This is a genomic window from Acidovorax sp. LjRoot66 (assembly GCF_964253305.1).
Classification (GTDB): domain Bacteria; phylum Pseudomonadota; class Gammaproteobacteria; order Burkholderiales; family Burkholderiaceae_C; genus Acidovorax.
The window spans coordinates 3,529,377-3,553,203 of sequence record NZ_CAXUQU020000001.1 but is presented as its reverse complement, the minus strand read 5'-3'; the positions used below and the strand labels follow the sequence as shown (position 1 = coordinate 3,553,203).

Sequence of the window (23,827 nt, the reverse complement as noted above, 5' to 3'; positions counted from 1 at the left end):
GTGGAGGTGGGTGCGCCGCAGCATACGCCGCACACGGCGCCCGGGCAATGCACTGGCGCCGCATTGCAGGGGGCATATCAATTCGGTATGTGCAGGGGAAAAACTGTCATTTGCCAGCATCGACGCGGCTTTTGATACTTCGTTCCATACCAACCAGGACGGATGTATGGAATCGACAATGAAATCAAAAATCAGCCACCGGCTCAAGGAGCCGCTGGCACCCGAAATCTGCGAGCACATCTATGGCCCGCGCCTTGCACGCGACTTCGAGCGCGTGTTCCCCAGCCTCGGCGAGGTCAACCAGGCGCACCTGCTGATGCTGCACAAGACCGGCATCATTGCACCCGACGTGGCCAGCGCGCTGGCCCGGGGGCTGCTGCGGATGGAGGATGAGGGCCCCGCGGCGGTGGAGCTCGACCCTGCCAAGGAAGACCCCTACTTCAACTACGAGGCCCGGCTCATGGAGATCACCGGCCGCGACGTGGGCGGGCGGCTGCACACGGCGCGCAGCCGCAACGACCTGGCGGTGACGATGGACCGCATGCGGGCCCGTGCCGTGGTGCTGGACGTGATCGAGGCCCTGGGCCGCGTGCGCCGCAGCGCGCTGCGCCGGGCCGTTGAATGCGCGGACGCCGTGATGCCTGGCTACACCCACCTGCAGCCGGCGCAGCCCATCACCTTCGGCTTTTACCTCAGCGGCGTGGCGCAGGCGCTGGGGCGCGACATGGAGCGCCTGCAGGGCGCGCTCGAACGCATCGACGCCTCGCCCCTGGGGGCCGGCGCACTGGCGGGCACGCGCTTTCCCATTGACCGCGGCATGACGGCGGCGGCGCTGGGCTTCAGTGCGGTGCTGCCCAACACGCTCGACGCCGTGGCATCGCGGGACTTTGCGTGGGAGTCCATGTCCGCCATGGCCATCGTCGCGCTGACCTGGGGCCGCGTGGCACAGGACCTGCACATCTGGTCCACGCCCGAGTTCGGCCTGGTGGCCTTTCCCGACCGGGTGGCCAGCACTTCGAGCATCATGCCGCAGAAGAAGAACCCGGTGGTGCTGGAGTACCTGCGCGGCAAGAGCAGCCACATCATCGGCCTGCTCACGGCCTCTCTGGTGGCGGTGAAGGGCACGAACTTCAGCCACGCCGGCGACAGCAGCCGCGAGAGCATGCGCAGCTTCTGGGAATGCACCGAGGAGACGCTGCGCTCGCTCGCGCTGTTCGGGCTGATCATCGACAGCGTGGAGCCGCGCACCCGCACCATGCTCGATCGGGTGCGTTCGGACTTTTCGGTGGCGACCGACCTGGCCGATGGCCTGGTGGCAGAAGGCGGGCTGTCGTTCCGCGACGCCCACCATGTGGTGGGCGGCCTGGTGCGCATCGCACTGGATGCGGGCCAGCGGGCCGACGAACTCACGCCCGCCATGCTGGACCGTGCCGCCGTCGATGTGATCGGGGTTGCGCTGGGCTGGAGCGAGGAAAAGCTGCGCAGGTACCTGGACCCCATCGAGAGCGTGCATGCACGGCGCAACGGCGGCCCCGCGGCAGCGGAGGTGGCCCAGGCCACGGCGGCGCAGTCGCGCCACCTCGATGCCATCGTGGCCGAGGCCGGTGCGGTGCGCGAGCGCCTGGCCGCGGTGCGCCGCCGGCTGGCGCACGACGTCGCGGTGCTCGCGGGCGTTTCGGCGCACACTGTTGCCAACCCCCAAGGGGCCACACCATGATGAAGAACCTTGCCAAGGCGCTGATCGTCTGCGCCGCCCTGGCCGGTGCCTGCCATGCCAGCAGCGCCGCAGCCGCCACCTACCCGGAGCGTCCGGTGCGGCTCGTCGTGCCCTTCGCCTCGGGCGGCACGGTGGACATCGTGGCGCGCATCCTGGCCGAACGGCTGTCGCGCACGCTGGGCCAGCAGGTCATCGTGGAGAACAAGCCGGGCGCGGGCGGAACCCTGGGCGCGGACTTCGTGGCCAAGGCGCCGCCCGATGGCCACACCCTGCTGCTGGCGGCTTCGTCCCACCAGTCGTTCCACCCCCTGCTCTACAAGCGCCTGCCGTACGACGCCAACAAGGCCTTCACTCAGGTCGCCTTGTTCGCCACGGTGCCCAATGTGCTGGTGGTCTCCAACAAGATGCCGGCGCGCAGCGTCAAGGAATTGATCGCGCAGGCCCAATCGGGCAAGCGCTTCTTCATGGGCTCGTCGGGTACGGGTGGCGTGAACCACCTGCTCGGCGAGATGTTCGAGCTCAGGACCCAGGTGGAATTCGAGCACGTGCCCTACAAGGGCGCCGGCCCGGCCAACAACGACCTGCTGGGCGGGCAGATCGACCTGATGTTCGTGAACCTGCCCACGGTGCTGCCGCACATCCAGGGCGGCAAGCTCCGGGCGCTGGCCATCGCCGGGGCGGAGCGCTCGCCCTCGCTGCCCGGCGTGCCTACCATGGCCGAGGCGGGCGTGCCCGATTTCGTGGTGGATTCCTGGTCGGGCGTGCTGGCCCCGGCCGCCACCCCGCGGGCCATCGTGGACAAGCTATCGGCCGAGATCAACCGCATCGCCCGGGACAAGGCGACGGCCGACCTGCTGGCCGTGCAGGGTGCCGTGCCCCGGCCCGGCACCAGTGACGAGTATGCGGCCCTGGTCCGCTTCGAGACGCAGCGCTGGACCGAGGTGATCCGCAAGGCCAACGTCTCCCTGGACTGAGACCACCGGCCAGCCGGGCCTCCGCCGGCCCCCTCCCTTCCCCCGCACGGCGCGCCGCGCCACCCCACTCCGGGCTTCCGCAAGGAAGGCCGGCGGGCGCAGCCCTGCGGCTGACCTTTTTGCCACCACCCAGAGACCACCATGAAGAAGAAACACGCACTCACCCCGCTGGCACTGCTGGCCACCTGCAGCCTGGCGGCAGCCCAGTCCTCCGTCACCCTGTTCGGCATTGCCGATGCGACTCTGCAGTACGGCGCGGGCAGCACCGCCAACCGCACGCAATTGGGCTCGGGCGGCAACTCCTCGTCACGCATCGGCGTGCGCGGCACGGAGGACCTGGGCGGCGGGCTGTCGGCCGGCTTCTGGCTGGAGGCCGGGCTGACGCTGGACAGCGGCACCTTCGGCACCACCAACACCAGCAACCAGGCGGCGGGCACCAGCGGCGGCGGGGGCCTGGTGTTCGGACGCCGCTCCACCGTGAGCCTGGCGGGCACCTGGGGCGAAGTCCGCCTGGGCCGCGACTATGCTGTGCAGTACTACAACCGTTTCGAATTCGACCCGTTCGGCAACAACGGCGTGGGTTCATCGCAGACCAATGTGGGCTCGCTGGGCGGACCGGTGTCCTCACGGGTGTCCAACGCCATCATGTACTTCCTGCCATCGGGCCTGGGCGGCCTGTACGGCGAGCTGCAGCACTACCGGGGCGAGAACCCGGGCAACGCCGGCCCCACCGCGGACGATGGCACCGGCAGTGGCGTGCGCCTGGGCTACCGTGCGGGGCCACTGAACCTGTCGGCCGCGCATGCGCGCACCCGGTTTGCGCGCACCGCGACCACCGGGGACATCACCTCCAGCAACCTGGGCGCACGCTACGACGCCGGCCCCTTCACGGCCATGGGGGGCATCTACCGCGACCGGGTGGAGACGCTGGGTGGGCTGGTGGGCCGCGGCGTGCAGGTGGGCGGCGTGTACCGCGTGGGCACCGGGGAGGTGAAGGCGCAGTGGTCCCAGTACCAGACCACGGCCAGCGGCACGCCGCAGACGAAGAAGCTGTCGCTCGGCTACGTACACGGCCTCTCCAAGCGGACGGCGCTGTACGCGACCTATGCCCGTGTGCGCAACAGCGGCGGGGCCACCACCGCGCTCAACGGCGCCGCCACGGCGGCCAACCAGGCATCGTCGGGCGTGGACCTGGGGGTGCGGCACACGTTCTGAGTAGTACATCCGGTTCGCCTCGCACCGACAGCGGCACAATGCGACACCACCGCATTCCACATCAGACCATGGCACGCTCCACGATTCCACCCAAGGCAAGGCGCCTGCTCACAATCGCTGCGCTGGCCCTTCCCGCAAGCAGCGCCTTCGCCGCCGATATGCCCGCAGACATTCTGGAGTTGCACACCCGCTGCGTTGCCGGCACGGCCGGCATCGACCTGGTGTTCGGGCTGCGCAACCGCAGTGAACGCACGGTCTGGGTGTCGGCCGATACGGCGCCGTGGACGCCCTCCTCTCGCAGCCTGCGCATCACGGCGGAGCGCCAAGGCGCGAATGCACAGCCGCTGCAAGGGCCAACGGCGGCCGGGCCATCGGCAGCTTCCAGCGCGGTCAGGGTGATGCCCTCCGGCACTGCCGAAGGAACGATCTCGCTGTCGCGCACCTTCCCCGATCTGGCGCAGGCGGCGCAGCAGGCCCCGGTGCGCATTCGGTGGACATGGCAGGGCTTGATGGGGGAATCGGCAATGGCAGGGGCATGGGGGCCTACCGCCAGGTTCGAGGGGGAAGTGACGGTACAAGGAGCGGCCTGCTCGCAGGTGCGTGCCAGACGGCTTTGAGCGTTGGCTCGCGCCGTCTCAACCGTAGCACCCGACCCCATACCGCATCGTCCAAAATCCGGCGCTTATGGACTCAGCGCGATGCAGGTCCGCTACATCGCTATCGACCTAGCAAGCACCCTTCAAAGCTGTGTGATGGTCGGCTCGTCAGTCGCTAGAACGTCAATGCAATCCACGTCCGTAATGATGGCGAAATGCTTAACGGTACGAAACTGCCTCGCTGAATCCGCAATGAAACGTGCTTGGTATTCGGAACCATGAACACGATAAAAACAACCCCGACCAAGCCCGTCGGAACGGGCTGCTTCACCATCGAGGTCGCCTTCATCACGACATTGAAAGGCAACCTGCGAGTTAAAGCCAATGCGGAGCATTCGATCTGTTTCATGATCTCGCAGCAGTATTCGAAATCCCTCCCAATCGTCGATCACGCTCTCTACCGACACGCGAGCAACACGCCCGGGTAAGACATCCCAAATTTCATACGTTTGACGCATCTTTTGCTCACGAATAGCAACGAATTTTGATCTGAAGACCGTTTTCTGAAATACGCGACCCGCACACCCTCAGTTCTGGCTTCACCGGAACGCACGCCATGCCGCAGGCTAGACCGACACAACGGTATGCGAGTGAACCAGTCAATCCTCAATCCTGGCACGCAACCATGCAGAAGAAGCGTCGGCGCGCTCGGCCTCCCAGCCCGGACCAAGATCCAACTGATCTACAAGGCCACGATCCCGATTCAGCACGTGTCCCAAGCCCACCACGCGGTAGGAATCAGCACTGTTTTCGTGATCATTGCCCCCACACAGAAAGCACCAATCTCCATCCGGCCTGCTCACCAGCAAAACGGGGCGACTGCCTTCAAAAACGTGGGTACAAACGTAGGACTTTTGGTACGAGGGCGGCATGCTGGCTGAACTCGGCTACAGATCTTCTATTTCGGACAGAACTCTATGCGCCGCATCTATGTACTGGTCGCTGGAAAAGTCAGCGTCTGTCTCGGCGAATGGAGTCTCTTTCGCGATGGAAATTATTTGCTCGCACTTTTCCTTCGCAGCTCCATGCCTTCCCATCTTGGCAAGGAACTTCGCATGGTCCAGCTTTGCCAGCAATGAACCCGTGTCGATGAACTCAGAGAATTCATGCAGCGCAATCGCGGCTGCCTCATCGCCCTGCGCGAAGAGGATTTCTCCCAGCCGCTGGGCACACCCCGCCAACATGGGCCGTGAGTCCATTTGCCTGGCATGGGACGTCATGGTCAGAAGATGCCTTTTTGCATCCTCATAGCACTTGTCGCCCATGGACAGAACGTAGTCCAACTCACCCGGGTATCCAGCCATCCTGATCTCTCCAATCGTTCTTCAAACCAACAGATGGCCGTGCTTCCCGCTCCTGGGCCAAGTCTTTCGCATTCTGCCCAGACCAGGTGGAAATGGAGCGTCTGGCCCGACAACGCCCGCCCGCACTGATTGGAAGCCATGGCAATTTGAAGATTGCACAGGCAGCCATCCGTCCGCATACTGCGCGCCAATGCGGTCGCCCAGCAACCCACGGAGAAACTTCCCATGTCCAACATGTACGCCGGCCTGCGCCGCGATATCGAAGACGAGGACGCGCGCAAACGCTGTGCCGACCGGCTGCTCGCACTGCGGCAGCGGCTGGCGCCCCTCAAGGGGCGCAGGAATGACAGCAACCTGCTGCTGGCGACCTGGAACATCCGGGATTTCGACTCCAACAAGTTCGGCTTCGGCCCCAGGCTTGCCGAGACCTTCTACTACCTTGCAGAAGTCATCTCGTGCTTTGACCTGGTGGCCCTGCAGGAGGTGAACCGCGACCTGGGCCCGCTGGAGAAGCTGGTCCGCATTCTGGGACGCGAATGGGATTACATCGTGACCGACACCACAGAGGGCACGGGCGGCAATGGCGAGCGCATGGCGTTTCTCTACAACCGCGAAAAGGTGTGGTTTCGCAAGATCGCCGGAGAAATCGTGCTGCCCGACGGGCAACTGGTCGTGTCGCCCAAGACCGTGAAAGTCGATGGGGAGACGGTCGACACCGAAGCCAAGCAGCAGTTCGCCCGCAGCCCCTTTCTGGTGGCGTTTCAGTCCGGGTGGTTCCGTTTCAGCCTGTGCACGGTGCATATCTACTATGGCAAGGAATCGGGCGCGCAGCTGCAGCGGCGCATCGATGAGATCCAGAGCCTTGCAAAGTTCTTTGCGCAGCGGCAGGACCAAGCCAGCAAGCAGGAAAAGGACAGCCGGGGCGCCGTGGAAAACTATGTGCTGCTGGGCGACTTCAATGTGGTGAGCCCCGAGCACGAAACCATGGCCGCACTCAAGAGCCACGGGTTTGCAGTACCGGCGGCCATTGATGGCGACAAGGTCCGCAAGAAGGGCATGCATTTCTACGACCAGATTGCGGTGCGGGTCAAGGACGAGCGCTTTCAGGTGCGCAGTGGCGGCATCGTGGAAATCTTCGAGGACGTGTTCCGCGATGAGGACCTGCCGGTCTACCAGGCCCACATGCCTGCCAGGGACCCGGAGAAGGGAGCCACCGCCGCCAAGACACCCGAGAAGCTGTACCAGAAATGGCGCACCTGGCAGATGTCGGACCACAGCCCCCTGTGGATCGAGGTGCAGACGGACTTTGCGGACACCTACCTCAAGACCCTGGCGAGCAAGGGCTGAGGCCGCAATGGCGGGCGGACTCACCCCTGCCCGCGCGCGGCAAGCACCAGCCCGCCGACCAGCAAGAACACCACCCACGACAGATGCCTGCCGCGCGTGAAAACCAGCGGAAATACGGCAGACACCAGGGCGGTGATGCCGATGACCAGCAGCAGCTCGTCCCTCCCCACCGGGCCATGGCCCAGCGCAAACACCAGGTACGCCAGGGCCCACCAGGCCACCGTGGTCAGGTGCCAGGCAAAGCGCAGCGTGCCGGCCGTGAAGGCCGTGCTGTCCAGCACCTTGGGCAGGCTGTCCTCGCGCCGCAGCAGGCGCATGAAGATGTAGCGCTCGCCCAGGATGGAATGGGCCAGGCCGGTCAGCCAGATCAGGGCCGCAGCAACAGCGAGCATGGGTGATATCTCATAAGGACACGATGATAGTTACCACGCGGGTGCCAACCAAGCGCCCCGGCGACACGCCAAGCCCACATAATGCCGACGAAGAGATGCTGGCGCGCCCTGGCTGCACCGGCACGATTGCAGTAACCCAATGCAACAAGGAGGAAAGAAACCTATGAACACACAACCCGTGATCCGTCTGCGGCACGCCTGGCTGCTTTGCGTGCCGCTGATGCTGGCCACCCAGGCCGCGCAGGCGCAGGAGCAGTTCGTGGACCTGCGCTCCAACGGCGGCTACACCTCGGCACGCCTGGCAGACGATGTGACCCAGGTGGACCTGGCCGAGCAGACCCAGGGCGCCTGCCGCTTCAACCGCACCTGGGGCTACGACCTCACCAACCGCGAGCTGTGGACCAATGACGGCTGCGGCGGGCGCTTCAAGATCACGCGCACCTATGCCCAGGGCAATAACAACAACAGCTCCAACAACGCAGGCGCAGCCGTCGCGGCCGTGGCCGCCATTGCCGGCATTGCGCTGCTGGCCAACCACAACAAGCACGACGACGACCGCCGGCCCGACTACCCGGACTACGGCAATGGTGGCGGCGGCGGCCGGGGCGGCGAGATCCGCGTCAATGGCAACCTGTGCCTGGACGTGAGCAAGGGCAATTTCCGCCCTGGCAACGCGCTGCAGGTGTTTGCCTGCAACGGCACGGATTCGCAGCGCTTTCGCGTAGGCCGTGGTGGCGAAATCCGCGTGCGCGATTTTTGCCTGGACGTGGAGCGCGGCGACCCGCGCGACGGTGCCCGGGTGGTGCTGTGGTCGTGCTCGGGCGCCCCCAGCCAGAGCTGGACGACGCGCGGCGGGCAGATCGTGAGCCAGCTGTCCGGCAAGTGCCTGGATGTGGTGGACGGCCAGATTCGCCAAGGGCAGCCGGCCATGGTGTGGCAGTGCAACCGCAGCCCAAGTCAACGCTGGTGGTGGTAGGAGCGCCTTAAAAAACTCTTCTGGCGTTGTTGCTGTGTCTTGTCGTACTACTCGTACTGCCTGCGACACAGCGCTTGGTGCGCTGTCCCGCAAATACATGCCCATAAAACCGAGTCTTTCACGCCATGGCGGCGTTGCAAATCCTCGCGATAGCTACGGCTATCGCTGCGGTTTGCGCCTGGCCCTGGCGCGAAATCCATCAGTTTTATCCGGGCATCCATTTGCGGGACAGCACACCGCCAGAACCGTTTCGCTGAGTTTTTTCAGCCGCTCCACAGCGGCCTTCACGATCTAAGCAGCAACAGCCAAGAGGATCACCTCATGACACTGAAAAACCGATTTGTACCCCTGCTTTGCGCAGTGGCCTGCAGCCTGACCTTTGCGACGGCAGCCACCGCCCAGACCGCTGAGGCACCCGCTGCCGCCAAGCCCGCCACAGCAGCACCCCAAGCCCACAAGAAGGGCGCCGGCCGCTCCCCTGGCGACCGCCTGCAGGCCATCTGCACGGCGGCCGACCTGGACCACGATGGCAATGTCTCGCTCGACGAGTTCCACCAGGACATCGTGCAGAGCTGGCACAGCCTGGGGCCCGACGCCAGCGGCCACGTCGTACTGCTCGAACTGGCCCAGGTGCCGCGCATGGGCAAGGGCCGCATCAAGCGCCTGGCCGCCGCCGACAAGGATGGCGACGGCAAGCTGTCGTTCAAGGAAGTGGTAGAGGCGCGCATGGCCTACTTCGAGGCGGCCGATGCGGACAACAACGACCTGCTGTCGGTGCCGGAGTGCGTTGCGTTTGAGAAGAAACGGCGGGCTGCCAAGCCCTAAGCGAAGACACCCTTCAGAATGAACAACGGGGCTTCGCAGCCCCGTTTTCTTTTGTTCCTCTTGTTTTGCCTGCCAGGCATGCGCTTGCCGCGCCGCTCACACGTACCCCTGCGCGGCCAGCAGCCACCAGAGGGCGCCCGCGCCGGACCACAGCGAGGCCGCTGCGAACAGCAGGGGGCGAATCGGCACGGGGCGCCAGAACACCAGGGCGTACAGGCCGCCCACGGCAAACGGGGCGCAAGCCAGCACGGAGAGACGCCCCTCGAGAGATTCGACCAGCGGGCGCCCCATGAACATCCACGCCAGGCCCGCGGCGCACAGCAGCAGCGCCAGGAACACCTTGGAAGCGCGCTGGCCCCGCGCCGCCCGCCTCTGGGCAGTCTGCTCCGCCCGGGCTTCCCATACCAACCCCGCCACGGGCGACAGAATCACCATCGCCAGGCCCATGCCACCGCTGAACCAGGGCACATGGGTGGCCAGTGAGACTGCAGCGACGACCCCAGCGACCAGCGACACCAGCACGCGCGGCGCGGCAAGCATGTCCAGGAGAGGGTCGAGCAGTTCATTCATGGGGTTTCACCGGGCTACGCGTGTGGGGAATGGCAGCCGAGATTGCGCGGCGGGCAGCATCAGAAACTTTCTGCTTTGCTGGGCAGGCGAAACTCGCTGAAACGCATGTAGTGCAGGTTCCCTTGCGCTTCAAGACTGCCCGCCTTCACAAGCGCAATCACGCGCTGGGCGTAGTAGCCAACGGGTACATCGGGAAGCTCCTTGGAGAGTGCCAGCCAGGCCGAGCCGACGATACGCGCGGACTTGCGCCACCCGGCCGCGCAGTCGGCCAGCAATTGCGCATCGATGCACTGTATCTGCTCTGGCTTCAGCCGGTCCACGGCCTCCTGCTCCTCCGCATCGAGCAATGTGTCCGGCTCGCCTTCAGTGCGCTCGGTGGTATCGAGCTCGGGGTACTCTTGAACCAGCGGCGCACGCAGAGAAGAAAGTATCTCGACCATGGCCTGACCGTAGCTGCGCAAAGCAATGCGCCGTTCTTCTTCGTCGGGCAATCCCAATATCAACGGCTCCGCCTCCGACAGCACTTCCAGCGCGCGCTCATAGATTGCGTGAATCGCTGCGGCCTCTTCCTGTTTCATATCACTGCTCCAGTGGAGTTGTCTGCCCTTGCTCGGCATATGTGCCAGTGTAGAGGGACCGAATGGCTCTACACGACGCCACATCCAGGTTCAACTCGAGGTGTGCGGCACCCTGGCCCCAGACGACAGGGCGCAGGCCATGAAGGCCGCGTGAAGCCAGCGCATGGGACGCTGGTACCTCAGGCCCACAGGTCCGCCACCGAAAACGGAGTCACGGAGAGCGCTGCGGTACCAGCCGATCAGTTCAAGATGGCGCCCGAATCGGGATCAATCGTTGCCAGATAGCCAAAGGAAGACGCCCGCCCGCCCGTGTGTTTTACAGAAATGTGGACACGCCAATAGAACTTGTCAACGTCGTACGGCTTGAGTTCATCAAGGCTGCGACGTCCCTTGTTCAAATCAGCGCCCGCCGCAAGCTTCACATTGATGCCTGCAAAAAACTGATCGCCCTCGGGTTGGAACTTCTTCAGCGCAATGGCAATTGCGGACGCGGCGTCCACCTTGGGTGCAATGCTCTGTGAGAAGGCCGGACAGCCGAGCGCAAGCAAAGCCAAGGCCACAATGATTCTCTTCATGACGCGCCTTTTGGAGATGATGAAATACAGTAGGACCATCATCGCAGAGATACCCCTTTTTCCAGGGTAGACGCAATCGGCCGCCATCTCGCAGAGCGACACAGCCACGCCCCTTGCTAGAGGCGTGGCCGGCCCTTCAACGGTCAGCTCAACGCGCTGCGGTCTGCTTCCACCAATTGGGCATGGCCGCCAGCACTTCGCCGCCCGCCTTGAGGCTGTTGGCCAGCTCCAGTGCCGCGCTGCCGGGGGCCGTGGCGATCAGGTACCAGTTGCTGGTGGTGCCCAGACGCTGGGTAACCGCCAGGCCCTTGGCTTGGGCCCACGCGCGCACCTGGGCGTCGGTCCAGTCGGTGTTGAACTTGACGACCACGCCGCCGGGCAGTGCCATCAGCCGGCCCGCGGGGGAGTTGCCCTCGCGGTACACGGGTGAGGTGTGCGTGCCGGCGCCCTTGGCCACGGGCTGGTTGGCGGGCTGCAGCTGCACCAGGGGTGCGGGGCTGGCGCCCTCGCCCACGCTGCGCGCCTGCGCACTGCCGGTTTCAGGGATCGGGGTGATGACGGCGACCAGGCTCGTGTCGAGCGTGATGGTGCGCTGGGTGTCGCCGTCGAAGTAATGGGCTGTGGAGGCGGCCAGGGCGCCGGTGGCGACGGCGCAGGCGGCCAGGACCACCGCGGCACGGCGCAGGGTAGTGAGTGGGGAGAGCTTCTTCATGGTGCGGGACCTCGGCAAGTGTTCGGGTGAATGGAATGGGGTGCTGCAGGGCATGCGGTGCAACCCATCAGTAGCCATAGGCCTTGATGCTCCAGGCCGAGACGCTGCCGGTCTCGCCCGTGCGGCCGTCGCGCACGGACAGGGTCCAGTTGCCGTCGGCGGCCTCACCCATCAGGCGCGCGATGCCGAAGGTGAAGCCCCCTTCCAGCGCGGCGCCGCAGGTGACGGCGTTGGCCGCTGTGTCCTTGCACTCGCGCACCACCGATACCGTGCTGCGCGTGCCGGCGGGGCTGGTGAGCGTGATCTCCAGGTCGCCCACGTTGGTGTGGTTGGAGGTGATGGCCAGGTCCACGAATTCGAGCTTGCCGATGCCGCTGCCCTGCAGGGTGAGGCTGCTGGTGGCGGCAGCGCCGTTGTCGGCAATGGCCAGGGGGCTGCCCAGCGTGGCGGCCTGGGTGGCGGCTTTCTGCGCGGGCAGCAGGGCCCAGCCCGGGGCTGCGCGCACGGCGGCCAGCGCGTCGATGGCGCCGTAGCCGTACTCATGGTTCACGTGCAGGCCGCCGCCGTTGGTCACCCAGCCGGCGTTGGCCGGGTCGGTCTTGCGCGCGGTGCGGGCCAGGATGGCGCGCACGTCGCGCCAGCTGAGCGCGGGGTTGGTCTCCAGCAGCAGCGCGGCCACACCGGCCGCCTGCGGCGTGGCGGCCGAGGTGCCGTTCATGCAGCGCGTGTAGTTGGGGCTGCCGGTGATGTCCTGCGGCTTGTTGCCGTCGTTGTAGCCGCCCGCGCCCGATACGTCGGTGGTGGTGGTCGTCTGCGTGGAGCAGAACTCGCCGCCATAGGCCGTGACCAGCAGGTTGGAGCCGGGCTCGGAGTAGGAGGAGCGCTGGCCCTGGTCGTTGAGCGCGCCGATGGCCAGCACGCCCTGGAAGTTGGCCTGGCCGTCGTAGTCCGAGCGGTCCTCGGGCGCACCGTTGCCCGCGGCCCAGGTGTAGACGGCGCCCTTGCCGCCGCGCCCGGTGCTGATGCCGGTGCGGATGGCGTCGCGCCACAGCTCGTCGGCCGGGGCCAGCAGGCCGTTGCTGTCGGCCGCGCCGTAGCTGTTGGTGTAGATGTGGTTGCTGGCCAGGTCCTTGGTCACCGCGTCGGCGCCGAAGGCACCGGTGGTGGCCGAGAGCAGGTTGTAGCCCACCAGGCGGGCGTTGAAGGCCACGCCCGTCACGCCCAGGTTGTTGTCGCCGATGGCTGCCGCCAGCCCGCCGCAGCTGGTGCCGTGCGAGCTGGTGGACGACGATGGGTCGCCATAGGCATTGGTGCGGTAGTCCCAGCTCTTGCCGGCCACCACGCGCAGGTCTTCGTGAAAGATGTCCAGGCCGTCGTCGATCACCGCGATTTGCACGCCCGTGCCAGTGGCCAGCTGCCAGGCCTTGCCGATATTCAGGTCTTCGCCCGCCAGGGCGGCCGGGCCGCCCGCGCCGCTCTGGCCCGTGTTCTTGAGGTGCCATTGGCGGCTGAACAGCGGGTCGTTGGGCACCAGGGCCGGCAGCGCACCGCCCCCGCCCACGCTGACCAGCCCGCCCACCGTCACCACCACGTCATAGAAGGACTGGCTGCCCACCGTCAGCGTGGCGATGGTGACCTGCCCGTTGGACGGGTTGAAGCTGTCGTAGGTGCGGTTGGGCCCCGTGGCGCTGAAACCCAGCACGTTGCCCACGGTGATGACGACGTTGTCGTACTTGGTGTCCCCCACCACCAGGCTGCCGATACGCACCTCGGTGGGGCGGTCGGGCGACCAGGTGGTGGCCGCACCGGCCAGCCCGCAGGCGGCCAGCATGGCGGTGACAAGCGCCAGGCGCGCAGGCCTGCGGATGGTGGATCGTGGGAGACGCATGGAAGACACCCCTGTTGGTTTTGGATTTGACGGCGACGGCACCCAAGCCTGCACCGCCACACGATTATCGAAACCGCCCGGGGTTTGCGCCAGCGAAATATGGCGGCGCGGCCCGATACCGCGCGGCAGCACGCCCTTGGCTGCACCGTTCTCTGGCCGCAGTGCACGCAGCAGTCTTCCGGGGCACCTGCTTCGGCTGCGCTTCGGCGGCTCCCGTCAACCATCACCCATCACCCATCAATGACGTTGGCGCTGAGCCCCTGCACCCGCCGCAGGATGAAATAGACCCCGTAGGCCGCCATGCACAGGCAGCACGAGATGATCGCGTGCAGCCAGAACATTGCCTGGAAGCCACCCCATCCCATGAAGTCCCGGGTCAGGCCCATTTCTCCCGCCATCCAATGGACGGTGGCCTGGGCCAGCGGAAACAGCACCAGCCCGCCCAGCATCCACGCCAGCGGGTTCAGCGTGCGAAAGCCAAACCAGATGCACAGGAATGCCATCCACTGCAGCAGCCACCCCATGGTCGCCAGCCCTTCGGGCTTGGGATACGGCGTTGCATACCACTGCACCGAACAGGCCACGCTCGCCGAAGCCAGGGCCGCGAGCAGCAGGCAACGGGCGATCAGGCCCACGATGAATCCCACGGACATGTGCATGCGCATTCTCCCGGTCAAGATGGTGGCGCCCAGCGTAATGGCGGTGGCCTGCACCGTGAGGAAGGCACTGCAGAAGAAGCCTCTACGGCTACTCCACGGAGCACCTGGCGATACCTGCGGCGCTCCCCCCGCAGGCATGCGTCAGCGCAAAAAGGCAAGCCGCTGCCAGGAGGCATTCAGCGAATGCCAGCTGCCAGCCGCCCTCCCAGCCCAACCAGGGCCACACCCGCAATCCGTATGGCCAGGCGCCGGGCGCCGGGAAACGCCTTCAGACGCACCGCCACCAGGTTGCCCACCAGCACCAGGGCGGCCTGGTAGGCGAGGCTCAGCACGGTGACGTGCAGCATCATCAGCGCCAGCGTGGTGCCGGAGGCACCGGGCTTGAGGAACAGCGGAAAGAACGCGACGAAGAACAGGATGACCTTGGGGTTGGTCAGGCTCACCATGAAGGCACGGCGAAAATACACCCCTGCCGTCTGCGCGCGTGCGGGCTCTGCGCCCGCGCCGCCGGGCTGGCTGCGCAGCAGTTGCACGCCCAGCCAGCACAGGTAGGCGGCACCAAACCACTGCAGCCCCTGAAACGCCAGGGGCTGCGCCTGCAGCAGCGCGGCCAGGCCGGCCGCAGCCGCCAGCATGAACAGGCAATCCCCCGCGAGGGTGCCCAACACAGCAGCCATGCCCGCGCTGCGGCCGTCGCGTGCCGTGGCGTCGAGGATGGCGATGGTGCCAGCGCCTGGAACGGCCTGGAACACCAGGATGGCGGCGATGAAGCTGGCGTAATTCTGTATGTCGAACATGGTGCAAATAGGCATGGGTTGGAGATACACGATCATCTGCCGCCAGACCCCCGGTGGTACAGTGGATTGCTACGGCCCATCGGGCCCGGACCCCGCTTTTTTCTGGTGAAACATGGCTGTGACAAGAACCCAGGCACACGAGCTGGATGATGCTGCCTGGCGCCTGCTGGGCGCACTGCAGCGCGACGCGCGGGCACCGCTGAAGGTACTGGCCGAGGCGGCCGGCCTGTCCGTGGCCGCCACCGCAGAGCGGCTCAAGCGGTTGCTGGATGCGGGCATTGCGCAGGGCTTCACGGCGCAGTTGGATGCCGCCAAGGCGGGCTACCCAGTGCAGGCCACCATCGGGATCACCGTGGCCCAGCCCGCCAAGAAACCCCTGCTGGACCGATTGCGCGCGGCCCCCGAGGTGCTGGAGTGCCACCACGTGGCGGGCGCTGATTCGTACGTGATGACCGTGGTGGCCACCAGCCTGGCCGACCTGGAGCGCTTCATCGGCACCATCAACAAGTACGGCGAGACCCGCACCTCCATCGTGTTTTCCACCCCCATCGCGCGGCGCGGCCTGGTGCCGCCGGGCACGACCAGGCGCGCGCCGTAGAGGCAAGAAAACCGCCCGCTCCCGCGTGGTACCGTGCGCCTTCGATCCACCTTCACCCCCAGGAAGAGACCCGGATGAACCAGCCCGCCCCACATGAACCCCAGGCCCCCGCAGCAGCGCCGCTCGTGCTCTACGGCCACCCCTTCTCGTCGTACACGCAGAAGGTGCTGATCGCGCTGTACGAAAACGCCACGCCTTTCGGGTTTCGCGTGCTGGGGCCCGATGCGCCGGAGCATGCGGCCGCATGGCTGGCGAAGTGGCCGCTGCGCCAGTTTCCGCTGCTGGTGGATGGCGCGCGCGACGTGGTGGAGACCAGCATCATCATCGAGTACCTGCAGCTCAAGCACCCAGGCCCCATGCGCCTGATCCCCAGCGACCCGGTAGACGCGCTCGACGTGCGCTTCATGGACCGGTTTTTCGACCTGCATGTGATGAACGCCATGCAGCTGGCCGTGAACGGCGCGCTCACGGGCGATGCGGTCAAGCGCCAGGACGGCATGGCCCTGGCCGAGGAAAAGCTCAATAGCGCCTATGCCTGGCTCGACACCCGCCTGGCCGGCCGCACCTGGGCCACGGGCGAGCACTTCACGCTGGCCGACTGCGCGGCGGCGCCCTCGCTGTTCTATGCGGACTGGACGCACCCGATTGCCGAACAATACCCCGTGCTGCGTGCCTACCGCGCGCGGCTGCTGGCGCGGCCTTCGTTCGCGCGTGCGGTGGACGAGGCGCGGTACTTTCGGCCGTACTTTCCGCTGGGCGCGCCGGACCGGGATTGAGCTTGAGCGACCCCATGCAAGTCATCGACCACGAACCCGCCAGCTGGATCCTTGTGCAGCACGGGTCCTCGCTGCTGCTCGACGTGAACTGCAGCCACAGCTTTGTGTCGTACAGCTTCCTCCTGCAGCTGAACGAGGCCGAGACCGCGCTCTATGCCGAGCGGGGCCGGGACTGCCTGCACGAACTGGCGCACGCCATCCACCATTCGGCGCCCGGTGTCGCAGCGAGCCGGTCGCCCTACAAGGCACGCAATGTGGACCGGGAGTTCGGCATACAGGTGTTGGCCGCAATCCAGGCGCACCGGGCGGCGCAGGGCGCATGAAGCCAACCCGGACATCACGCATCGCAACCCTCATGGGCGCGGGCATGCTGCTGGTGCTTGCCAGCGGCTGCGCCATCCCGCCACCCGCAGTCACTGCAGCACCCGCCTCGCATGCGGCCTCCGTCGCCGCCCCCACCTTTCCCGCCGCCACGTGGCAGGCCTGGCCCGCACCCGGGGTTGGCAGCACCTGCCAGCGCGAGCTGCAGGCCGCGCGCGACTACGTGCACACGCTGGACACCACGGCCCTGATGGCTGTGCGGGATGGCCGCGTGCTGTTCAGCGAAGGCCCGGTGGAGCGGGTCAGCATCGTGTTCTCGGTGCGTAAAAGTATTCTCTCGATGATGTACGGCAAGTACGTGGCCAGCGGCGCCATTGACCTCGACCGCACGCTGGCCGATGTGGGCATGGACGACGCTGTGGGCGGCCTGCTGCCCATCGAACGCCAGGCCCGGCTGCGCGACCTGCTGGCCGCGCGCTCGGGTGTGTACCACGCGGCGGCCAATGGCGGCGACGATGCGGCTGCGGCCCCCGCGCGCGGATCGCAGGCGCCGGGCAGCTACTTTCTGTACAACAACTGGGACTTCAACGCCGCCGGCACCGCCTTCGAGCGCCTGACCGGGCGCAGCATCTACCAGGCCTTCGCCGACGACCTGGCCACGCCCCTGCAGCTTCAAGACTTTGCGCCTATGCGCCATGCCCGCAGCGGCGATGCCCGCAAATCCGAGCACCTGGCCTACCCCTTCTACCTATCGACGCGGGACATGGCCCGGCTGGGCCTGCTGGCGCTGAACCAGGGCCAATGGCACGGCCAACCGCTGCTGCCGCCCGGCTGGGTGGCGCAGATGACGGCGCAGACCACGCCTGCCGCGCATATGCACCCGGCACGCACCGCCCGGCGCGGGTTTGGGTATGGCACCCTGTGGTGGCTGCTGGAGAAGGAGCCCGCAGGCTCACCGCTGCACGGCGCCTACATGGCCTGGGGCGTGCACGGCCAGTACATCCTGGTGGTGCCCGCACGGTCGATGGTGATCGCGCACAAGCGCGAGGTGCCGGTGGCCGGCCACTGGAATGTCAGCTGGGTGGGGCCCACAGAGTTTTTGCGCGCGGCGCGCATGCTGGTTACTGCGCGGTGTGGGTCTGACGACACAGGCTGAACTGGCAGCCGCTCAGCGCCCCCGCCCCAGCCACAGCGCCACGGGCAATGCCAGCAACTGGGCCATGAAGCCCACCGGCGCCCAGTAGGTCTGCCAGCCCAGGATACGAATGTCGCGCAGGCCCAGGGACCGGGCCGTCCCCGCTGGGGCATACACCAGGATCAGCGCTGCAAAGGCGATGCCGAACACCACCAGCAGGCTGGCAGCCCGCCAGGGGCGCAGGCCCATGCGCTGGCCAAAGCGCGCATGCACGGCATACAGCACCAGCAGGCCCAGCACCAGCGCAGGCGCCACCAGCCACAGGCCGAGCACCATGAGTTCGGTGGGGTAGATGGTCATTGAACCAAGGATCTCACAACCGCCCCGACTCCACCCACAGCCGGTCAGCCCCTACCCGCCCATACCAGGCATCGAAGTCGCGCCGGTGGCCCTCCCACGTCTCGGCCAGCGGTGTGCGCGGGTCTTCGCTCAAGGCATAGGCCATGCCTTCCACCCACCACGTGGGCTTGAGCAGGCGAGGCAGAAGGCCCAGGCGCTGGCCCTGCAGGTGGTGGATGAGCTCATGGCGCACATAGTGCGGCGCCCAGGCGCGCGGGCCGATGACGGTGCCCCAGGTGCCTGCCGTAACGGCAGAGCGGACGCCCAGGCCGAAGGTGTCGGCACAGGCCCGCGTGGAGCAGAACACGAAGCGTGGCGAGCCCTCCACCGGCGCGATGTGGCTGGCGACAAAGGCCATGCCTTCAGCCAGCAGTTGGCGGGCTTCTGCTTCGCGCGCCGGGTCTTCCACGCACACCGTGGCGCCCTGTCTGCAGCCGATGCCGGCCAGGCCCGGTGCCAGCACGCGCACGGGTTTCACCAGCGCCCAGGCGGCCACGGGCACGACGACCAGCAGCAACAGCGCCAGGCGCGCGGCAGATCGGCGCAGCGCCTTTGTCATGCAGGGTGCGCCCACGGGCGGTGGGCAGCCTGGCGGCTAGAACGCATCCTTGTACATGTTGGTGGCCAGCTCCAGCGCCAGCGCCTTGCCGCCCACGGCGCTGAGTACGTTGGCCATGTCCTGCGATGGGTCGGCGTAGAACCAGTCGATGGTGAAGCGCAGGGTGCGGCCCAGTTGCTGGTCGCCCGCCACCATGGGGGGCAGGCCGATGGTACGGATCTGCATGTTCTCGCCGCCGCGCGACTGGTCGCGCACCCACCACGACAGAAACTCCGCAGCGCGCAGCCCGGCCTCGTTGCGCTGGATGCGAAACTCCAGCGACAGCAGCAGCTCGTTCTCCAGCGCGCCATTGGACCGGCGCAGCGCGGCGATGGGCAGGTCGGCATAGGGGCCCGGCAGGGACAGGTCGGACACCGCCACCTCAGGCAGGTAGGTGTTGTCCAGCTGCGCCTGGGTCACGCCGGGTATGGCGGTCAGGGCCGCGATCAGGCGCACCACCTCGGGGGGCGCATCCTGGTCCGGCTCGGCGGGCTCCCCAGAGTCGCCAAGCCCTGCGGGCTGCGTGGTGTCCGCGGATTCGGTGAGGTCCGCAGGCTGCGTGATTTCCAGTGGATCGTTGGGGTCGATGGGCTCGGTCATCGCAAAGTCTTCTGGGTGAGTAAAAAGTGCAGGGTGTATTGATTGTCAACGCGATGGGCTGCGGCATCAGCCTTCAGTGGCGGCCCACTCCTGCGCCTCGACGCCAAAGGCATCGGCCGCAAAGGCCTGGGCCTCGCCGAGCGAGGCGAACCAGTGGTCGGCGGCCAGCCGGCCGTCGAGCGACGCGCACACCAGCAGGCAGCCGCTGCCGCCGTCATCGGTGATCTCCAGACGAAAATCCACGTCCGCCGAGCCCGGCGTGCCATCGTCCGCCAGGGACCAACTGCCATCGGGGTCGACGGCGATCAGGAGGGTGCGGCTGGGGATCAGGGCGTGGATGGGCATGGGTGAACGAGCGAAAGCGGGTGGTGGTTGGGACACGGGGCCAGCCCGCATTGTCTCTTGGCCGGCGGCCAGCAGATACGAAAAAGAGCCTGGCAGCACCCCTCATACGGATTTGCATTCAATCGTATAACTAGGCGGGAAGCCGCAGACAGTGCTGTAGCACGGCAAGGCGGACCAACGAAGTTAGACGGTTGAAGGCAAATCCGTATCACCCTTCGGCTTGCGCCTCCCTGATGCCCCGCACGATCGCCTCCACATACGGATCGTGCAACCCGCGCTCGCGCAGCGCCTGGTCCAGCGACAGCACGTAGTCGATGTTGGGCCCGAACACGCCCTTGGCCACCGCCACCAGGCGGGCCACGGTCTCGGCACAAGCGTCCTGCTCGTGCTGCGGGTGGTCGGGGTTGGCCACGAAGGTGATGGCGGTGACGCTGCGGCCATCCTCCAGCTGCACGTCCTGCCACTGGGGGTGGTAGCCGCCGCCCGTCATCTCGCGCGTCCACAGCATGCGCACCTCGTCGCGCGCATCGGCCTCGGGCAAGCGCAGGGCCACGCCCTGCACGGCACCGCCGGGCATGAGCGACAGCACGCGACCCGGCCGCTCGGGGCTGCCGCGCCCGGAGATGGAGCGCAGGCAGAAACTGCGGTGCCAGCCCGCCAGCGTGGCCGTGTGCTGCTCTTCGAAGGGCATCAGCGGGTTCCAGATCAGCGAACCGTAGCCGAACACCCAGGTGGGCCCCTCGGGCCGGCTGTCCCAGGCGTGGGCAAAGGATTCTTCCACCCGCTCGTCGGACCACCCCGGGTGGGCAACCAGATTCATGCGGCGGCGCAAGCTGCCGTTGCGGAGGTTCTCGCGGGTCAGGATGGTCATCTTCAGTGAGAAACGCCAAAGGTGGGGCAAGTTTGCCATGCTGCAGGACCCAACGACCCACCCCGTGCAAAATCCGGGCCCTGGAGACACACGGTTACGTCAGTATGGGTCGATCCGGCCACAGCAGAGCGGGTTCCTACCAACGGATACGTTGATCCCGCTGCGCCAGGCACCCTGCCCGCTGCGTGCACGGATAATCGCGAAGTCCGCAAGGCCAGCCAGCAAGCCCTGCATCCCTGGCGCATCAGCCCCAGCCAGCTCACCCGCCCTCTACCAACACCCCCACCCGCTCTTCATGCCCCAGGCCTTCCGCAACACCTTCCTCACCCTGCGCGACCTGATCCTGTCTGCCGGGCCGCTGGCCTTTCTGGCCGTGGGCCTGCTGGTGGCGGCCTACTGGTGGCTGGACCCCAACCCGCCCAAGACGGTGACGCTGGCCACCGGCCCCGCGCAAAGCGCGTACGAAGAGTTCGGCAAGCGCTACCAGAAGGCGCTGGCGGCCGATGGCATCGAGGTGGTGCTCAAGCCCAGCGCGGGCTCGTCGCACAATTTGCAGCTGCTGCGCGATGGCGAGGCGGACCTGGCCTTTGTGCAGGGCGGCACGGCAGAGCTGCTGCCCGATGACCCGGACAACCTGGCATCGCTGGGCAGCCTGTTCGTGGAGCCCATCTGGCTGTTCTACCGCGCCGAATCGGCCCTGCGCGTGAACGCCGCGGGCCGGCTGGATAGCCTGCGCCAGCTGCGCGGCCTGCGCGTGAACGTGGGGTCTGAAGGCAGCGGCGTGCCGCGACTGATGGAGCAACTGCTGGAGGCCAACCGCGTGGAGCCCAAACAGGTGCGCCTGTCGCAGCTGGAGCAGACGCCCGCCACCGTGGCCTTTCTGGACGGCAAACTCGATGCCCTGGTGTTCGCCTCGGCCCCCGAATCGCTGATGGTACAGATGCTGCTGCAGACCCCCGGCGTGCACCTGATGGACTTTGCCCAGCACGAAGCCTACGCGCGGCGCTTTCCGTACCTGACGCCCGTGACCCTGCCGCGCGGCGTGGTGGACTTGGCCAGCAACATCCCGCCGCTGGACGCGCGCCTGGTGGCCACCACCACCTCGCTGCTGGCACGCGATGGCACCCACCCTGCCCTGCTCACGCTGTTCGCGCAGAACGCGCAAAAGCTGCACAGCGGCGCCAGCTGGTTCAACCGCGCCCGCGAGTTCCCCAGCACCCGCCACAGCGAACTGCCCATCGCCAAGGAAGGCGAGCGCGCCATCAACGAGCCCGTGCCCATGATGCAGCGCTATTTACCCTTCTGGATCGCCAACGTCATCGACCGCATGTGGCTTGTGATGGGTTTGCTGATCGCCGTGCTGCTGCCCCTGTCGCGCATCGTGCCACCGCTGTACCAGTTCCGCGTGCGCTCACGCGTGTTCCGCTGGTACGGCCGCCTGCGCGAGATCGAGGACACCCTGGAGACCAACCCTGCCGGCCACCCCGAGATGCTCAAGGCCCTGGACGGGCTGGAGGCGCAGGTGGAGAAGATCAGCGTGCCGCTGTCGTATGCGGATGAGCTGTATGCGCTGCGCAACCATATTCAGATGGTGCGCAGGAAGTTACTCAGGGTGCAGGCGGGGGGTGTGGTGGAGGAAGGGCCTGCGGCAACGCCGCAACCTGCAGAGCAGGCGGGCTGAAAGCAGATGCCCAACAGGCAGCCATCGCCCCAATGTGGAGGGAGCGTTGCCGCTATCGGCCCCTTTCCACCTTCGAATAGATTTCTCCGGTGGCCTTGTTGATCACAGCGACCATGTCGAGCTTGCCGTAAAGCGCGAAGTAGTTGTCGGTTTCATCGAACGGATCGCTGCGCGTGGGACTCGTGCGCTCCTGGTACGTCACCACCCAGGGCGCGGCGAGCGATGCGACATACAGGCAGCCAATGTCCTTTTCCAGCGACCGTGCCATATCCCTCGGCATCTTCACGGACTGCCGGTAGTAGTAGAAGTCGTGCAGATAGCCCGAGAGCACGGAAGAGCTGGCACCCCGCGCCAAGGCCGACGAAGGCTCATTGCCAGGGATTCCCGAGAGCACCAGGGCATAGTTGTCACTGGTATTTCGCAAGACCTTGGTGATGGCGCCATAGGCATTGCTGGCCTCGTACGAATCGGTTTTTTCATTCGCCTTGCCCAGCGTCACCCGGCGCAGATTCAGAGCTTCGGGCTTGCTATGGGAGCCGTCGATATCGCTTTTCACGGGTGCGGCAAGCGCTTTGACTTCGTACGTCTCATAGGCAATGTTGTAGTCCAGAATGCAGCGGCCGATGATGGGAATCGCTCCGAGCCCTCCCATGCGAGCGGCCAGCGCAGCGTCGTAGGCACTGCGTTCGTCCAGGCTGGAAAACTTGTCAGGCTTGCCAGAGACTGACACCAGTTGCTCCACCACCCAGTCGTAAACCTTCCTGGGTTCATTTTGAACGTATTGAAGCGCAGGGGCCGCGGGGTCAAAAAACACCGGCGCAAAGGGCTTAGGCATGGCTGCGGGTGGTGCGACCGGGGCTTCTGCGCGAGCCTCCACCGGAGCAGCAGGCTCAGCCACCTTTTCTGCGGGCTGTGGCACGGCCTTCACCGTTTTCTTGCCGGGTGGCTGAGTCTGGGCAAAAACAGAAACGGACAACAACGCAGACAGCAAAAGCAGCGCCGCATTGGATTGATGCGAGCGCCTGGCAGTATTGAATTTCATCGACTGTTTCAAAATCAGAATTTACTGGCGGCAGGGCCTCGAAAGGGCCTCCGGGAGATGCTGTAGCGTTTGGAAGCGCCCGCCCTATCCGCCCTCTTCTATCCCCCTCATCATATCGGCCATATGCACCGTTCATGGCCCTTACCCAAGCAACTGTGCGTGTGTGCATAGGACGGGAAGATCGCCGTGCTGCGGCCCCTGTCGCGCATCGTGCCGCCGCTGTTCCGCGTGCGCTCGCGCATGTTCTGCTGGTATGAGCGCCTGCGCGAAATCGAG

Annotated in this window: 28 protein-coding genes; 12 read left to right on the top strand and 16 right to left on the bottom strand. The window is 66.3% G+C overall.

Annotation, left to right across the window (positions count from 1 at the left end; translation table 11 throughout):
- Positions 1–178: 178 nt before the first annotated feature.
- The 4 genes from argH (at position 179) to ACSQ3Y_RS16680 (ending at position 4,523) form a co-directional block, all read left to right on the top strand.
- On the top strand, positions 179–1,717 hold the full coding sequence (argH, locus tag ACSQ3Y_RS16695) for an argininosuccinate lyase (protein ID WP_436178127.1): 1,539 nt from the start codon (positions 179–181) through the stop codon (positions 1,715–1,717).
- Positions 1,717–2,691: a Bug family tripartite tricarboxylate transporter substrate binding protein gene (locus ACSQ3Y_RS16690; protein WP_436180127.1), complete on the top strand. Its 975-nt coding sequence runs from the start codon at positions 1,717–1,719 to the stop codon at positions 2,689–2,691. Before argH ends, ACSQ3Y_RS16690 begins: the two co-directional genes overlap by 1 nt.
- Before the next feature lie 141 nt (positions 2,692–2,832).
- Positions 2,833–3,906: a porin gene (locus tag ACSQ3Y_RS16685; RefSeq protein ID WP_436178126.1), complete on the top strand. Its 1,074-nt coding sequence runs from the start codon at positions 2,833–2,835 to the stop codon at positions 3,904–3,906.
- A gap of 38 nt (positions 3,907–3,944) precedes the next feature.
- Positions 3,945–4,523 (top strand): hypothetical protein, encoded by a 579-nt coding sequence (locus ACSQ3Y_RS16680; protein ID WP_436178125.1) that lies wholly within the window; start codon positions 3,945–3,947, stop codon positions 4,521–4,523.
- Positions 4,524–4,645: 122 nt separating this feature from the next.
- On the opposite strand, the gene ACSQ3Y_RS16675 is transcribed toward ACSQ3Y_RS16680, so the two are convergent.
- Complete coding sequence (locus tag ACSQ3Y_RS16675) at positions 4,646–5,020, bottom strand: hypothetical protein (RefSeq protein ID WP_436178124.1); 375 nt, start codon at positions 5,018–5,020, stop codon at positions 4,646–4,648.
- Between the two features lie 429 nt (positions 5,021–5,449).
- A complete protein-coding gene (locus ACSQ3Y_RS16670; RefSeq protein ID WP_436178123.1) occupies positions 5,450–5,845 on the bottom strand; it encodes a hypothetical protein in 396 nt (131 codons plus the stop codon).
- 246 nt (positions 5,846–6,091) lie between these two features.
- Here ACSQ3Y_RS16670 and ACSQ3Y_RS16665 point away from each other — a divergent pair, with 246 nt between their 5' ends.
- Positions 6,092–7,213 carry an endonuclease/exonuclease/phosphatase family protein gene (locus tag ACSQ3Y_RS16665; RefSeq protein ID WP_436178122.1) on the top strand — a complete coding sequence of 374 codons (1,122 nt, stop codon included), beginning with the start codon at positions 6,092–6,094 and terminating at the stop codon, positions 7,211–7,213.
- A gap of 20 nt (positions 7,214–7,233) precedes the next feature.
- Here the strand turns inward: ACSQ3Y_RS16665 and ACSQ3Y_RS16660 are convergent, their stop codons facing one another.
- Positions 7,234–7,605: a hypothetical protein gene (locus ACSQ3Y_RS16660; protein ID WP_436178121.1), complete on the bottom strand. Its 372-nt coding sequence runs from the start codon at positions 7,603–7,605 to the stop codon at positions 7,234–7,236.
- A gap of 163 nt (positions 7,606–7,768) precedes the next feature.
- Here ACSQ3Y_RS16660 and ACSQ3Y_RS16655 point away from each other — a divergent pair, with 163 nt between their 5' ends.
- Entirely contained in the window at positions 7,769–8,581 is an 813-nt protein-coding gene (locus tag ACSQ3Y_RS16655) for a lectin (RefSeq protein WP_436178120.1), read from the top strand.
- Positions 8,582–8,902: 321 nt separating this feature from the next.
- Positions 8,903–9,406, top strand: a complete 504-nt coding sequence (locus ACSQ3Y_RS16650; protein WP_436178119.1) for an EF-hand domain-containing protein — start codon at positions 8,903–8,905, stop codon at positions 9,404–9,406.
- A gap of 96 nt (positions 9,407–9,502) precedes the next feature.
- Here ACSQ3Y_RS16650 and ACSQ3Y_RS16645 read toward each other — a convergent pair whose 3' ends face one another.
- From ACSQ3Y_RS16645 to ACSQ3Y_RS16615, 7 genes are all read right to left on the bottom strand, one after another.
- Positions 9,503–9,976 carry a hypothetical protein gene (locus ACSQ3Y_RS16645; protein WP_305743225.1) on the bottom strand — a complete coding sequence of 158 codons (474 nt, stop codon included), beginning with the start codon at positions 9,974–9,976 and terminating at the stop codon, positions 9,503–9,505.
- Positions 9,977–10,035: 59 nt separating this feature from the next.
- A complete protein-coding gene (locus ACSQ3Y_RS16640) occupies positions 10,036–10,554 on the bottom strand; it encodes a DUF3658 domain-containing protein (protein ID WP_436178118.1) in 519 nt (172 codons plus the stop codon).
- 239 nt (positions 10,555–10,793) lie between these two features.
- Positions 10,794–11,237 carry a hypothetical protein gene (locus tag ACSQ3Y_RS16635; protein ID WP_436178117.1) on the bottom strand — a complete coding sequence of 148 codons (444 nt, stop codon included), beginning with the start codon at positions 11,235–11,237 and terminating at the stop codon, positions 10,794–10,796.
- Positions 11,238–11,277: 40 nt separating this feature from the next.
- Entirely contained in the window at positions 11,278–11,841 is a 564-nt protein-coding gene (locus ACSQ3Y_RS16630; protein WP_436178116.1) for a hypothetical protein, read from the bottom strand.
- Between the two features lie 67 nt (positions 11,842–11,908).
- Positions 11,909–13,729 carry a S8 family serine peptidase gene (locus ACSQ3Y_RS16625; RefSeq protein ID WP_436178115.1) on the bottom strand — a complete coding sequence of 607 codons (1,821 nt, stop codon included), beginning with the start codon at positions 13,727–13,729 and terminating at the stop codon, positions 11,909–11,911.
- Positions 13,730–13,959: 230 nt separating this feature from the next.
- Entirely contained in the window at positions 13,960–14,388 is a 429-nt protein-coding gene (locus ACSQ3Y_RS16620) for a hypothetical protein (protein WP_436178114.1), read from the bottom strand.
- A gap of 176 nt (positions 14,389–14,564) precedes the next feature.
- Positions 14,565–15,200 carry a LysE family translocator gene (locus ACSQ3Y_RS16615; protein WP_235514191.1) on the bottom strand — a complete coding sequence of 212 codons (636 nt, stop codon included), beginning with the start codon at positions 15,198–15,200 and terminating at the stop codon, positions 14,565–14,567.
- 97 nt (positions 15,201–15,297) lie between these two features.
- On the opposite strand from ACSQ3Y_RS16615, the gene ACSQ3Y_RS16610 reads away from it, so the two are divergent.
- From ACSQ3Y_RS16610 to ACSQ3Y_RS16595, 4 genes are all read left to right on the top strand, one after another.
- Positions 15,298–15,783 (top strand): Lrp/AsnC family transcriptional regulator, encoded by a 486-nt coding sequence (locus ACSQ3Y_RS16610; protein ID WP_057199618.1) that lies wholly within the window; start codon positions 15,298–15,300, stop codon positions 15,781–15,783.
- 74 nt (positions 15,784–15,857) lie between these two features.
- Positions 15,858–16,559 carry a glutathione S-transferase family protein gene (locus ACSQ3Y_RS16605; protein ID WP_436178113.1) on the top strand — a complete coding sequence of 234 codons (702 nt, stop codon included), beginning with the start codon at positions 15,858–15,860 and terminating at the stop codon, positions 16,557–16,559.
- 14 nt (positions 16,560–16,573) lie between these two features.
- Positions 16,574–16,882 (top strand): hypothetical protein, encoded by a 309-nt coding sequence (locus tag ACSQ3Y_RS16600; protein WP_436178112.1) that lies wholly within the window; start codon positions 16,574–16,576, stop codon positions 16,880–16,882.
- Positions 16,879–18,036, top strand: coding sequence for a serine hydrolase domain-containing protein (locus ACSQ3Y_RS16595; RefSeq protein WP_436178111.1), 1,158 nt, complete (start codon positions 16,879–16,881; stop codon positions 18,034–18,036). Before ACSQ3Y_RS16600 ends, ACSQ3Y_RS16595 begins: the two co-directional genes overlap by 4 nt.
- Before the next feature lie 12 nt (positions 18,037–18,048).
- Here the strand turns inward: ACSQ3Y_RS16595 and ACSQ3Y_RS16590 are convergent, their stop codons facing one another.
- The 5 genes from ACSQ3Y_RS16590 to ACSQ3Y_RS16570 all read right to left on the bottom strand — a co-directional run bounded on the left by ACSQ3Y_RS16590 (position 18,049) and on the right by ACSQ3Y_RS16570 (position 20,828).
- Entirely contained in the window at positions 18,049–18,375 is a 327-nt protein-coding gene (locus ACSQ3Y_RS16590) for a hypothetical protein (RefSeq protein ID WP_436178110.1), read from the bottom strand.
- 13 nt (positions 18,376–18,388) lie between these two features.
- Positions 18,389–18,973 carry a hypothetical protein gene (locus ACSQ3Y_RS16585; RefSeq protein ID WP_436178109.1) on the bottom strand — a complete coding sequence of 195 codons (585 nt, stop codon included), beginning with the start codon at positions 18,971–18,973 and terminating at the stop codon, positions 18,389–18,391.
- 36 nt (positions 18,974–19,009) lie between these two features.
- Positions 19,010–19,612, bottom strand: coding sequence for a hypothetical protein (locus tag ACSQ3Y_RS16580; protein WP_428001076.1), 603 nt, complete (start codon positions 19,610–19,612; stop codon positions 19,010–19,012).
- A 66-nt stretch (positions 19,613–19,678) separates the two neighbouring features.
- Positions 19,679–19,957 (bottom strand): hypothetical protein, encoded by a 279-nt coding sequence (locus ACSQ3Y_RS16575; RefSeq protein WP_428001077.1) that lies wholly within the window; start codon positions 19,955–19,957, stop codon positions 19,679–19,681.
- Between the two features lie 208 nt (positions 19,958–20,165).
- Positions 20,166–20,828 carry a gamma-glutamylcyclotransferase gene (locus ACSQ3Y_RS16570; protein ID WP_436178108.1) on the bottom strand — a complete coding sequence of 221 codons (663 nt, stop codon included), beginning with the start codon at positions 20,826–20,828 and terminating at the stop codon, positions 20,166–20,168.
- 295 nt (positions 20,829–21,123) lie between these two features.
- Here ACSQ3Y_RS16570 and ACSQ3Y_RS16565 point away from each other — a divergent pair, with 295 nt between their 5' ends.
- Entirely contained in the window at positions 21,124–22,509 is a 1,386-nt protein-coding gene (locus ACSQ3Y_RS16565) for a TAXI family TRAP transporter solute-binding subunit (RefSeq protein ID WP_436178107.1), read from the top strand.
- A gap of 52 nt (positions 22,510–22,561) precedes the next feature.
- Here ACSQ3Y_RS16565 and ACSQ3Y_RS16560 read toward each other — a convergent pair whose 3' ends face one another.
- The gene (locus tag ACSQ3Y_RS16560; protein ID WP_436178106.1) at positions 22,562–23,551 is read right to left on the bottom strand and encodes a hypothetical protein; all 990 of its coding nucleotides are present in this window, start codon (positions 23,549–23,551) and stop codon (positions 22,562–22,564) included.
- Between the last annotated feature and the right edge of the window lie 276 nt (positions 23,552–23,827).

What these genes read in the sequence shown, in the direction of transcription:
- ACSQ3Y_RS16655 (WP_436178120.1), top strand. Translation starts at nt 7,769, where the DNA reads ATGAACACACAACCCGTGATCCGTCTGCGGCACGCCTGGCTGCTTTGC.
- ACSQ3Y_RS16690 (WP_436180127.1), top strand. Translation starts at nt 1,717, where the DNA reads ATGAAGAACCTTGCCAAGGCGCTGATCGTCTGCGCCGCCCTGGCCGGT.
- ACSQ3Y_RS16580 (WP_428001076.1), bottom strand. Translation starts at nt 19,612, where the DNA reads ATGACCGAGCCCATCGACCCCAACGATCCACTGGAAATCACGCAGCCT.
- ACSQ3Y_RS16630 (WP_436178116.1), bottom strand. Translation starts at nt 11,841, where the DNA reads ATGAAGAAGCTCTCCCCACTCACTACCCTGCGCCGTGCCGCGGTGGTC.
- ACSQ3Y_RS16685 (WP_436178126.1), top strand. Translation starts at nt 2,833, where the DNA reads ATGAAGAAGAAACACGCACTCACCCCGCTGGCACTGCTGGCCACCTGC.
- ACSQ3Y_RS16640 (WP_436178118.1), bottom strand. Translation starts at nt 10,554, where the DNA reads ATGAAACAGGAAGAGGCCGCAGCGATTCACGCAATCTATGAGCGCGCG.
- ACSQ3Y_RS16575 (WP_428001077.1), bottom strand. Translation starts at nt 19,957, where the DNA reads ATGCCCATCCACGCCCTGATCCCCAGCCGCACCCTCCTGATCGCCGTC.
- ACSQ3Y_RS16680 (WP_436178125.1), top strand. Translation starts at nt 3,945, where the DNA reads ATGCGACACCACCGCATTCCACATCAGACCATGGCACGCTCCACGATT.
- ACSQ3Y_RS16620 (WP_436178114.1), bottom strand. Translation starts at nt 14,388, where the DNA reads ATGCACATGTCCGTGGGATTCATCGTGGGCCTGATCGCCCGTTGCCTG.
- ACSQ3Y_RS16610 (WP_057199618.1), top strand. Translation starts at nt 15,298, where the DNA reads ATGGCTGTGACAAGAACCCAGGCACACGAGCTGGATGATGCTGCCTGG.
- ACSQ3Y_RS16600 (WP_436178112.1), top strand. Translation starts at nt 16,574, where the DNA reads ATGCAAGTCATCGACCACGAACCCGCCAGCTGGATCCTTGTGCAGCAC.
- ACSQ3Y_RS16660 (WP_436178121.1), bottom strand. Translation starts at nt 7,605, where the DNA reads ATGCTCGCTGTTGCTGCGGCCCTGATCTGGCTGACCGGCCTGGCCCAT.
- ACSQ3Y_RS16645 (WP_305743225.1), bottom strand. Translation starts at nt 9,976, where the DNA reads ATGAATGAACTGCTCGACCCTCTCCTGGACATGCTTGCCGCGCCGCGC.
- ACSQ3Y_RS16570 (WP_436178108.1), bottom strand. Translation starts at nt 20,828, where the DNA reads ATGACCATCCTGACCCGCGAGAACCTCCGCAACGGCAGCTTGCGCCGC.
- ACSQ3Y_RS16675 (WP_436178124.1), bottom strand. Translation starts at nt 5,020, where the DNA reads ATGCGTCAAACGTATGAAATTTGGGATGTCTTACCCGGGCGTGTTGCT.
- ACSQ3Y_RS16590 (WP_436178110.1), bottom strand. Translation starts at nt 18,375, where the DNA reads ATGACCATCTACCCCACCGAACTCATGGTGCTCGGCCTGTGGCTGGTG.
- ACSQ3Y_RS16665 (WP_436178122.1), top strand. Translation starts at nt 6,092, where the DNA reads ATGTCCAACATGTACGCCGGCCTGCGCCGCGATATCGAAGACGAGGAC.
- ACSQ3Y_RS16595 (WP_436178111.1), top strand. Translation starts at nt 16,879, where the DNA reads ATGAAGCCAACCCGGACATCACGCATCGCAACCCTCATGGGCGCGGGC.
- ACSQ3Y_RS16560 (WP_436178106.1), bottom strand. Translation starts at nt 23,551, where the DNA reads ATGAAATTCAATACTGCCAGGCGCTCGCATCAATCCAATGCGGCGCTG.
- ACSQ3Y_RS16625 (WP_436178115.1), bottom strand. Translation starts at nt 13,729, where the DNA reads ATGCGTCTCCCACGATCCACCATCCGCAGGCCTGCGCGCCTGGCGCTT.
- argH (WP_436178127.1), top strand. Translation starts at nt 179, where the DNA reads ATGAAATCAAAAATCAGCCACCGGCTCAAGGAGCCGCTGGCACCCGAA.
- ACSQ3Y_RS16585 (WP_436178109.1), bottom strand. Translation starts at nt 18,973, where the DNA reads ATGACAAAGGCGCTGCGCCGATCTGCCGCGCGCCTGGCGCTGTTGCTG.
- ACSQ3Y_RS16615 (WP_235514191.1), bottom strand. Translation starts at nt 15,200, where the DNA reads ATGCCTATTTGCACCATGTTCGACATACAGAATTACGCCAGCTTCATC.
- ACSQ3Y_RS16650 (WP_436178119.1), top strand. Translation starts at nt 8,903, where the DNA reads ATGACACTGAAAAACCGATTTGTACCCCTGCTTTGCGCAGTGGCCTGC.
- ACSQ3Y_RS16605 (WP_436178113.1), top strand. Translation starts at nt 15,858, where the DNA reads ATGAACCAGCCCGCCCCACATGAACCCCAGGCCCCCGCAGCAGCGCCG.
- ACSQ3Y_RS16565 (WP_436178107.1), top strand. Translation starts at nt 21,124, where the DNA reads ATGCCCCAGGCCTTCCGCAACACCTTCCTCACCCTGCGCGACCTGATC.